General features: G+C 58.4%; 9 protein-coding genes and 3 pseudogenes. 9 read left to right on the top strand and 3 right to left on the bottom strand.

All coding sequences use genetic code 11. The annotated features are described in order from the left end of the window. Positions 1-626 (bottom strand): M48 family metallopeptidase (locus tag ACP99_RS16010; protein ID WP_049987559.1); only part of this gene is annotated, 626 nt, incomplete at its 3' end. Between the two features lie 99 nt (positions 627-725). Between ACP99_RS16010 and ACP99_RS21285 the strand changes: the two are divergent. Further along, positions 726-860, top strand: a pseudogene (locus ACP99_RS21285) (DUF7567 family protein); the annotation flags it as partial. Between the two features lie 66 nt (positions 861-926). Further along, a complete protein-coding gene (locus ACP99_RS16005; protein ID WP_049987556.1) occupies positions 927-1214 on the top strand; it encodes an amphi-Trp domain-containing protein in 288 nt (95 codons plus the stop codon). Between the two features lie 47 nt (positions 1215-1261). On the opposite strand, the gene ACP99_RS16000 is transcribed toward ACP99_RS16005, so the two are convergent. After that, entirely contained in the window at positions 1262-2326 is a 1065-nt protein-coding gene (locus tag ACP99_RS16000) for a CNNM domain-containing protein (RefSeq protein WP_049987555.1), read from the bottom strand. Positions 2327-2547: 221 nt separating this feature from the next. On the opposite strand from ACP99_RS16000, the gene ACP99_RS15995 reads away from it, so the two are divergent. Together ACP99_RS15995 and ACP99_RS15990 are read left to right on the top strand one after the other, a co-directional pair. Then, positions 2548-3876 (top strand): hemolysin family protein, encoded by a 1329-nt coding sequence (locus ACP99_RS15995; protein WP_231554321.1) that lies wholly within the window; start codon positions 2548-2550, stop codon positions 3874-3876. Beyond that, positions 3869-4477, top strand: a complete 609-nt coding sequence (locus ACP99_RS15990; protein ID WP_231554320.1) for a YqaA family protein — start codon at positions 3869-3871, stop codon at positions 4475-4477. The genes ACP99_RS15995 and ACP99_RS15990 overlap by 8 nt, the downstream gene beginning before the upstream one ends. 238 nt (positions 4478-4715) lie before the next feature. Here the strand turns inward: ACP99_RS15990 and ACP99_RS15985 are convergent, their stop codons facing one another. Next, a complete protein-coding gene (locus ACP99_RS15985; RefSeq protein WP_049987553.1) occupies positions 4716-5585 on the bottom strand; it encodes a universal stress protein in 870 nt (289 codons plus the stop codon). A 177-nt stretch (positions 5586-5762) separates the two neighbouring features. Here ACP99_RS15985 and ACP99_RS19560 point away from each other — a divergent pair, with 177 nt between their 5' ends. The 5 genes and pseudogenes from ACP99_RS19560 to ACP99_RS21045 all read left to right on the top strand — a co-directional run. Next, entirely contained in the window at positions 5763-5960 is a 198-nt protein-coding gene (locus ACP99_RS19560; protein WP_081927537.1) for an HVO_2922 family protein, read from the top strand. Positions 5961-6160: 200 nt separating this feature from the next. Next, positions 6161-7510, top strand: coding sequence for a sodium/calcium exchanger protein (locus tag ACP99_RS15980; RefSeq protein WP_049987552.1), 1350 nt, complete (start codon positions 6161-6163; stop codon positions 7508-7510). Between the two features lie 185 nt (positions 7511-7695). Then, positions 7696-8088 (top strand): annotated as a pseudogene (locus tag ACP99_RS15975) (hypothetical protein); the annotation flags it as partial. After that, positions 8062-8409 (top strand): hypothetical protein, encoded by a 348-nt coding sequence (locus ACP99_RS20655; RefSeq protein WP_197052498.1) that lies wholly within the window; start codon positions 8062-8064, stop codon positions 8407-8409. The pseudogene ACP99_RS15975 and the gene ACP99_RS20655, both read left to right, overlap by 27 nt. A gap of 88 nt (positions 8410-8497) precedes the next feature. Next, a pseudogene (locus ACP99_RS21045) lies at positions 8498-8842 on the top strand (ribbon-helix-helix domain-containing protein); the annotation flags it as partial. Positions 8843-9177: the final 335 nt, after the last annotated feature.

Genomic DNA, 9177 nt, shown 5'->3' with positions numbered 1-9177 from the left:
CCGGAGCCGATGGCACGTCTCGCGTCGGCGTCGGCGACGTACTCGCGGTACCGAGAGATGGCGAGCACGAAGATCATCACAACGAACTGGACGATGTTGCCGACGACGATGGCGAGGAAGAAGTCTGCGAGGTCGTTGTCGCCCGTGAACAGGACAGCGAACTGCGCGACGATCGCCACGATCGAGGCGATGCCCTGTCCGAGTTGCATCGTGATGACGTCGCGGTTGTCGATGTGGGCGATTTCGTGGGCGATGACGCCCTCTAGTTCGTCGCGGTCGAGCAGCTGGATGAGTTCCCGAGAGATGACGACGGTACCGTTGCCGCGACGGCCAACCGCAAACGCGTTCGGTACGCCCATGCTGGCGATCTTCAGCGACGGTTTCTTCATATTCTTGTCGCGGCAGACCTGCTCGACGAACTGGTGAATCTGCGAGTACTGGGTCTCGGAGAGGTCCTCGGCACCGACGCTTCGTAAGGCAGCCCACTTCCCGATTTTGTACTGGATGCCGATGAGGAGGAGACTGCCGACGATGGCGATCGGGAGGATTCCCTGGCCGAACACCACCATCGCGACAGCAACAGCGACGAGATAGAACGCTGCGAGGATAGCACCGACGAATGCCATCCGGATCTTGAGCCCGAAATGTCTCATACGGGTTGGTTACGAAGTCAGTCTTATAAACCCGGTTACTACATAACGATTAGATCATCTATTGCTACGTCAGTGAAGTTCCTCGGCGCACCGGGTGCCTACGAGGTCGACTGGTGGAGTCCAGCACCCAGAGAGGACTGGGAGCCGGTCGAGTGTGGCGAGTTTGACGACTTCGAGGAGCTAGAAGACGTGTCACATCTGGCTTAGGGCGGCGGATTCCCTTTGCTAGATGAGAGGGCCACTTATCCGAGCAGGAAATGTAGAGCGTGGTGTATGCCCGAAGAAGTGCTGTTCAAATCCGAAAGCGCCCAGAGCCGGGACGAAATCGCGTCGTACCTCCGGAGCGTCGCCGAAAAGCTCGAACAGGGAGGTCCGATCACCCTGAAATCGGGGGCAGAGTCCGTCACGATGGATCCTCCAGCACGGCCGACATTCGAAGTGAAAGCCGAACGCGAAGGACCGACTGATGGCCCTGGAGAATTGAGCATCGAGTTCGAACTTGAATGGGACGAGAACAGTAAGGGCGGCGAGGGCAACTCTGGGAGTCTCGAGATCGAGTAGGTACGGCAAGGAGGTTCTAACGACCTTCACATCTCCGTTATATCAGTTCAGGTCGACACCTGCTGGTCGAGCGGGTCTTCGAGTTCGCCCATTACCGTTTCCAGAGCGTCGGTTGCGGTGAGGAGTCCCACGACGTCACCATCTTCGAGGACGAGCGCGAGTTCCTGGTCCTCGGCCTGGAACTGATCGAATGCATCGCTGACGTTCGTTTCCGCCGCGAGTGTCATTGGAGGGGCCGCGATCTCTTTGAAGGAGATGTCGCTGTCTACGAGATCCTCATAGTGGTCGATGATCGACGGTGCGTACACGATTCCGTGGAAGTCGGTCAGCTCCTCACCAACTAGTGGAAATCGGGTGTGTGGCGTGTTTCGGATGCAATCAAAGTTCTCGTCGACTGAGCGGGTGGTTGAGAGGGAGATAATGTCGTCTGCTGGAACCATAATCTCGCTGATCGAGAGTTCGTCGATGTCGAGTGCGCCAAGGACTTCGTCGCGGCGCTCCTCCGGAAGTTCGCCCTCTTCGAGAAGCGAGTGCAGGCGATTGCGGAGCTGGGCTCGTGATTCGAGGACCTCTTCTTCGGTTTCGAGCCACGCACCGGTCATCTCGACGCCGAACAGCTTGAGCGTGGCCTTGGCGATCCAGTCGCCGAATGTAATGAGCGGAGAGATAAGCCAATTGAACCAGTACAGAGGTGTGGCCCCGTACCGACACACCATCCGGGAGCGTTCAACGCCGAGATACGTCGGTGTCTGCTCGCCGTGGGTGAGATGCAGGAGATTGATGATCGCAAAGGCGATGATCGCACCTGCACCGATGGACGCCAGTGCGGTATTGGCAAAGTACGGTTCGAAGAGCGCGGCGAGAGCCGGCTCGGCTACGATCCCGACTGCGATACTGGAGGCCGTAATACCAACCTGGCACGTGGTCAGATAGATCTCCAGATTATTCGTCATCTCCCAGGCCCGTTCGAGAGTCGGATTTCCGTCGACGAATTCCGCTTCACTAAATTGACGCGCTCGTGTCAACGCGAACTCGATCGCTACGAAAAAGCCGTTGGTCAGTATGAGGAGAACGCCAGCAACTAGGCGGAGCGTCAGCTCAAGCGGGGTCATTACCCCACGCTACTGGATCAGGTGGTATATAAGCACAGGAATCTCGGCGAAATTCGGTGATTGAAACTAATGGCACCCTCTCACGTTTGATCCATCAGAAGGGCTATACCAGCTTGTTAAACAATGAGCAACGTAGGTATATGGTAGCGTCACTCGACACAGCCCACTTCGATATTGGATTCTATGCTCTCCAGGCCACTTCCAGAAATCTCTACTCCGAGATGTCGATCACGCTCATTGGAAGTGTGGTTCTCTTCGTGCTCCTCGTCCTCTCTGCGTTCTTTTCGTCCTCGGAAATTGCGTTGTTCTCGCTTGCCAAGCACCGCATTGATGCACTGGTCGAAAAAGGCAGCCCTGGTGCCATCACGGTTGCCGATCTGAAGTCGAACCCCCACCGACTACTTGTGACAATTCTCGTGGGCAACAATCTGGTCAACATCGCGATGTCCTCGATATCGACCGCCATCGTCGGCTTCTACTTCGACCCGGGGCCTGCGGTGCTCATCTCAACGTTCGGGATTACGGCAATCGTCCTGCTTTTTGGCGAAAGCGCCCCGAAATCCTACGCTGTCGAGAACACCGAATCGTGGGCGCTCCGGATCGCACGCCCGCTCAAACTCGCCGAGTACATCTTGTTCCCACTCGTCATCGTGTTCGATTACCTCACACGGCTCGTCAATCGCGTGACGGGCGGACGAGCGGCAATCGAGGACTCGTACGTGACTCGCGATGAGATCCAGGAGATGATTCGGACGGGCGAGCGCGAGGGCGTCATCGACGAAGATGAACGAGAGATGTTTCAGCGTATCTTCCGCTTCCGAAACACGATTGCCAAGGAGGTCATGACTCCACGGTTGGACATCACTGGAATCGAGAAGACGGAGACGCTCCACGATGCGATCACCAAGTGTCTCGAAAGCGGGCACAGGCGACTCCCTGTCTACGCAGAAACGCTCGACAACATCGTCGGAACTGCAGACATACACGAACTGACCCGGGCACAGCAGCGTGGCACTCCCGGAGAGACGCTCGTTGGCGACCTCGAACTACTGGACCCGCCCCAGCATATGCCTGAGAGTAAGTCCGTCGACGAACTGCTCGAAGAGATGCAGACGTCGCGAACGCAGATGGCGGTGGTCATCGACGAGTTCGGGACGACGGAGGGACTCGTGACGGTCGAAGACCTCACGGAGGAGATTGTCGGTGAAATCCTCGAAGGCCGGGAACAAGCCCCGATTACGGAACTCGACGACACGACGGCGCTCGTGCGTGGAGACGTCGACATTGGCGAGGTCAACGAGACGCTCGAACTAGAACTGCCGGATGGGGAAGAGTTCGAGACGATCGCGGGACTCCTGTTTAATCGGGCGGGCAGGTTAGTCGAGCAGGGAGAAACGTTCGACTGTGATGAGGTTCGACTACGGGTCGAATCAGTTGACCAGACCCGCATAACGCAAGTTCGGATTCAAACGGGAGAGGTGGACACCCAATCGCGTGGCGGAACCGAATCCCGAGAAAAACTGTCCGTCGAGCGTTCGACCGGTGAGTAACCAGATGTATCCGTCACTCACCGTTGTGAACCGATTTTCCGCGAATCCGCGCCCACTCTACATCTCATTGAGTGAGGTTACAACCGTACTGCTGGAGTACGGCCACGCCGCCATTGATAGCGCGACGGGCTGGCCGGGATTGGGGATTATTTTCGTCTATTCGTTTTTGATTGCATTCGCGCTTCCCGGCCCAAGCGAGGTTGTGCTTGCGGCACCACTCGATCTCGGGCTACCCCTCTGGACTCGGTTGGGTGTCATCATGGGCGTAAGCGCGACGGGAAAGGCCGTTGGTAGTCTCGTTGCGTTTCACCTCGGTCAGGAGGTGAAACACGCGGGGCCCGTCGTTCGGTGGTTACGTCGCTCTCGGTTCGACATTCTCGAGTGGTCGGAACGGCGGACGATGACGCTCGCTCGGCAGTACGGATACGGTGGCTTAGCGCTCGCGCTGTGTGTACCCTTCTTCCCGGATACGCTGTCGATCTACGCGTTTTCGATCCTCGAAGAAGATTATGTGAAGTTCGCAATCGCGACGTTCGTCGGTAGTCTTGGCCGACTTGTCGTCACGATCGGCTTCTTTGGCGGAGTTATCACCATCATCTAAGACGGATCTTTACGCGAATCGTCACGACTGGGAGACGTGAGCGACTGACGGCTACACCAGGTGGGAGAATATGGTTCATCGGTAGCCGACGGGGTGAGAACGAGCTGGAGCCTTCCATCGAGTGACCCCCAACGAACAGGGCATACTATACAATTGCTCAGCTGTGGCTTTGGCGACGCAAAAAATCACGATCGCTGAGACGATGCCCGGTGACGACTATACAACTGAAGGCCGTGGGTTACGATTCCCTAGCGACCGTAATGACAGGTACCGGTGCAGACCGCGCTGTCTTCTCCGCGACGCTGCCGAGGAGGATTCGATCCGTCCCACGTCGCCCAGTGGTCCCCATCACGACGGCGTCAATGTCATTCGAGTCGATGCATTCGAGGATTTCCTCCGCAGGATCCCCGTGTTCGATGTGCGTGACGGTGTTCCGGACACCATACGAGTCTGCTTCCGATACCAGGTCATCGACAGCGTCGGTCGCGGCCTGTTCACCGTCCGATTCAGAGGCTGCTGAGCGGACGTCTAACCCGAGTGAGGCATCGTCCACGACCGACAGTGCGTGAACGGTCGCATCAACCGCCGCCGCGAGCGAGAGCCCGTGTTCAGCGGCATGTACCGCCCCAGTGCTTCCGTCCGTTGGAATGAGGATATTCTCATACGGAAACGCCAGTCGTTCGTCGGGTTGCATCCGTGCCGTCAGGACCGGGATCGAAGACAGACGGATGACTTTCTCGGTGACACTGCCGATGATGTAGCGAGAGAGTCCCTCGCGACCGTGCGTTGGCATTACGATCAGGTCATAGTCGTATCGCTCTGCGTACTCGGCAATCGTCGGTGCTGGGTTCCCCTGGACGACGTCCGTGTCGTAGTCAACACCTCGGGCTGTTAGTGCATCCGCCGCTTCCTCGACCGTGGTTTCGCCTTGTTGTGCGAGTGCGTCGACGGTTCGTCCCTCAACGACAGTCACGGAGTCGCGCGTCGTGTCTGCGACGAAGAGGACGTGAACCGTGGCGTCTACCCAGTCTGCGATGTCAGCGGCGTGCTCAAGGATGGCTGATGCACCGTCGCTCCCATCGTACGGGAAGAGAATGTCCTCGTACATAGTCCAGTACCGAGGGCTATGATGGGACATCGCTAATGGTTTTGCATCAGCTGACCCCTTCAAGACGTCATAGAGTCCACCGACGGTGTATTTCTTCGGGAGCAGAAGAAGATTTTAAATGGAGTAACCTGTGTGAGGTGAGGGTCTAATAGTCTGGGACGGGGAATATCAGTACCGATGGCTCAGAACGCGACATTCGAAGTGTTTCAGGACAACGCAAACGAGTGGCGGTGGCGCCTCGTCGCTTCAAACGGAAACATCATCGCGGACAGCGGAGAGGGGTATCGCTCGAAGCAAGGCGCGAAACGGGGTATCGAGAGTGTAAAACGGAGTGCACCGGAAGCGCATACCGAAGTGCTCGACTCGGATCAATAGCGATCAGCTGCGTCTTCGACAAAACCTACTTTCGGTGATCTTCAGCAAATCGGTGAATTCGAGCACTCTAGCGCGGATTCTCGAGAACCACCGGTTTGGGAGGGGTTTTGCCGTCTCACACTCTGACGACCACGAATTTAGTCGCGCCAGTGTTATCTTGTGGATTATACGGAGCAGGTTCATTCATTCACAGGAACCTCATGCTTGCTCGAGTTCGCCATCCGATCGTTGCGGCTGTGTTTGCACTCCTGCTAACAGTTCCGTGGATCGGGGTGTTCATCTCCTACGGAGGATACGGAACCGTCCACCCAGGAACAAACATAGCACCGGTCAGTGCTGTGTTTATCGCTGGGGTTTCGATCCTTGGGGCAGCGTTCCTGCTTGCATGGGCGGCTGAAACCGCCGAAAAAGACGTTCCACAGGCGTTCGCCATCGCCATCCTTGCCGTACTCGCAGTCGCGCCGGAGTACGCAGTCGATGCCCTCTATGCGTGGCAGGCTGGTGCCGGGTCTACAGAAGCAGCGAACCTAGCAGTCGCCAACATGACGGGCGCAAACCGCATCCTTATCGGGCTCGGCTGGTCGGGCATCGCGCTGTTCAGTATCTACCGCGCCAAGCGGGCGTCCGACCCAGCGGTCGAACCTCGGTCGGGCGTGCTCGCAGACGTGGTCACGCTTGATCGGGGCATCTCACTAGAGATTGCCTTTCTGTTCGCTGCGACCGTGTTCGCATTCCTCATTCCACTCAGTGGCGGGATCGGGCCGCTTGACACGGTCGTACTCGTCGGGCTGTACCTACTCTATCTCCTTATGGTGATCCGGGGCGGTGTTGACGAGACGGAGCAACACGTGGGTGTTCCCGCATACTTCCAGCAGTATCCGAAGATCCCGCGGGCGCTCGTCGTCCTCTTCGGATTCGCGTTTTCGGGTGCGATTATCTTCACGGCGGTGCACCCGTTCGCAGAGGGCCTCGAACATATGGGCCTCCAGTACGGAATCCCGAAGTTCTTCATGATTCAGTGGCTCGCTCCCTTGGCCTCGGAGAGCCCCGAGTTGATCGTCGTTGCCTATCTCGTGAACAAGGCGCGGACGACTGCAGGATTCAACGCCCTCATCTCCTCGAAGCTCAACCAGTGGACGCTCCTTATCGGCACGCTTGCGGTCGTCTATTCGATCTCCGCGGGGCAGGTGGGGACGCTCCCGTTCGACTCGAAGCAGGCCGCTGAGATCTGGATTACCGCCGCGCAGAGCTTCTTCGCCATCGCCATCCTGACGAACTTCGAGATTAGCACCCGCGAGGCGCTGGCGTTACTCGGCCTATTCGTGACGCAGGTGGCCGCCGAGTTCTACATTGTGCAAGCGTACGCCGAGCCAACCGCGACCAGCCTGAGTATGGCCATCCTCTATGCCTATACCGCCGTGTACGTCGTCCTCGGAGTCGGCCTGGTCATTCGGCGGCGTGAGAGTGTCCACGAGCTACTCGAACGGACTGTGTCGACTGCGCGTTCCGCACTAATGACAGAGCCATCCCAACCAGAACACGCGGATTGACGACGTCTATGACGGCACGGATTCCGTTTTTGATGCGCGCCTCTACCTTCCTATGAAGGCGTTTTTACCAGGTTGAGTTGCCCAGTAACAGCCATTCGTCGAGATCCCAGAGACCCCACTCGATTCAGGAAAGGTTGTTTCTGCGCCGGCGATGGGTGCCGGCGCACACACGCCGGCGAGTACCGATGTCGACACGGAGTCAACTCCGATTCGTCCAACGAGTCGAACAGCCCGGTGAGACGGATGGCGGCGCCGACCGCGTCGCGCAGGTGTACCGGCATTCGGATGGCTCCCCGGGGAGCGTCCTCCGGGACCTCGCACAGCTGAAAGAGCTGCTCGATGCGACCCGTGCCGAGCGCGGACCGGGCTACACGGCCGCGACGTTCGTGTTCCTCGACAAGCTCTCGACGATCGACCTGTATCTGGATGGTGACCCAGAGCGAACGATCGACGCAGCCAAGCCCGCTGACCTCCTCGAGCCGGCCAACATGGAGCACCTCGACCAACCGATGTTCCTGCTGGGACACGGTATCGAGGCTCCTGCTGACGGCATTCACGGCGACGAGGAGTACCTCTACTCTGAGCCCCTCTATGACGTTCGTGAGCGCACCGGGAACCCCGAGCATCCACCGATCGATGACGTCGTCGACCTTGTTCTCGAGCGAGCAGAGAACCCACGTGTGGACCACCAAAACGCCCACCTAGACGAAGCGATGGCGACTGTCGTCGACAGATATGGCTCGGAGACTATTCGGACCGTTATCTATCGGGTTCTCGTTGAGGAGTATCCGTTTCGAACTGCTACAGCGGACCTCGACGTCGACAACGTCGACGGCGTCCGAATCGGGACAGCAGCCACCCGGTTCCTGGCAGAGCTGCCCGCACAGAGTGACGATTGAGTTCGACATTCCCGATTCCTGACGCTCAGAGCGTGTACTGTACAGCCCCGAAACCGTTACCAGCGTCTGTCCGAAACGTACGCATCGTATGGACCCAAGCGACGAGTTGCAGCGAGTTCATTTTCACTCGCCGGCGTCGCTCGTCGAGCGCCTCGACGCTATTGCGGAGGTCTACGACACGAACCGATCTGCCCTGCTCATCGAGGCCCTCCGCAAGTATCTCGACAAGACCGCGGACAGTGAGCCGTTCCAGGAGCTCGTCGCGACGAAGTACTACGACGACCAACTCGACTTCGAGACGGTCACGCAGCTGGTCGGCGCCGAGACCGCTCAGCGGTTCCGCCTCCTCAAAGCGGATCTCGAAGACGAGCCACTCGATCTCGCTGCCCCCGACGACGTCGACGTCTACGATGGTGACGCGACGGCGGTTGATGCCGAGGTCTGCCAGCTATATGAGCGGTATCAGGCGGCCGAGAGCGACGCCGAACGTCGAAAGATTGCCCTCGAGATGGGGGCCCTCGACGGCCGGCGGCATGCGGATATCTACGCCGCACTCGAAGACGAGTAATGGGTTTCTGCCACATCAGCGACGGAGACATCTGTAACTGGCCGGCTCACCGACACTAGCGGGATCTCGACAGCTAACTCCCTTAGCCATCAGGGTCACGTCCGTCGAGTTTGCTCGTGAGATACTGCTCCCTGCTCGCGTGGCATCGGAGACAGCAAAGAAAGTCCTCGACCGCTCGACGCCCCGCGACCCACGCTGCG

The organism is Halobellus rufus (genome assembly GCF_000739575.1).
Taxonomy (GTDB): domain Archaea; phylum Halobacteriota; class Halobacteria; order Halobacteriales; family Haloferacaceae; genus Haloquadratum; species Haloquadratum rufum.
This window is presented reverse-complemented; position numbering and strand designations above follow the sequence as displayed.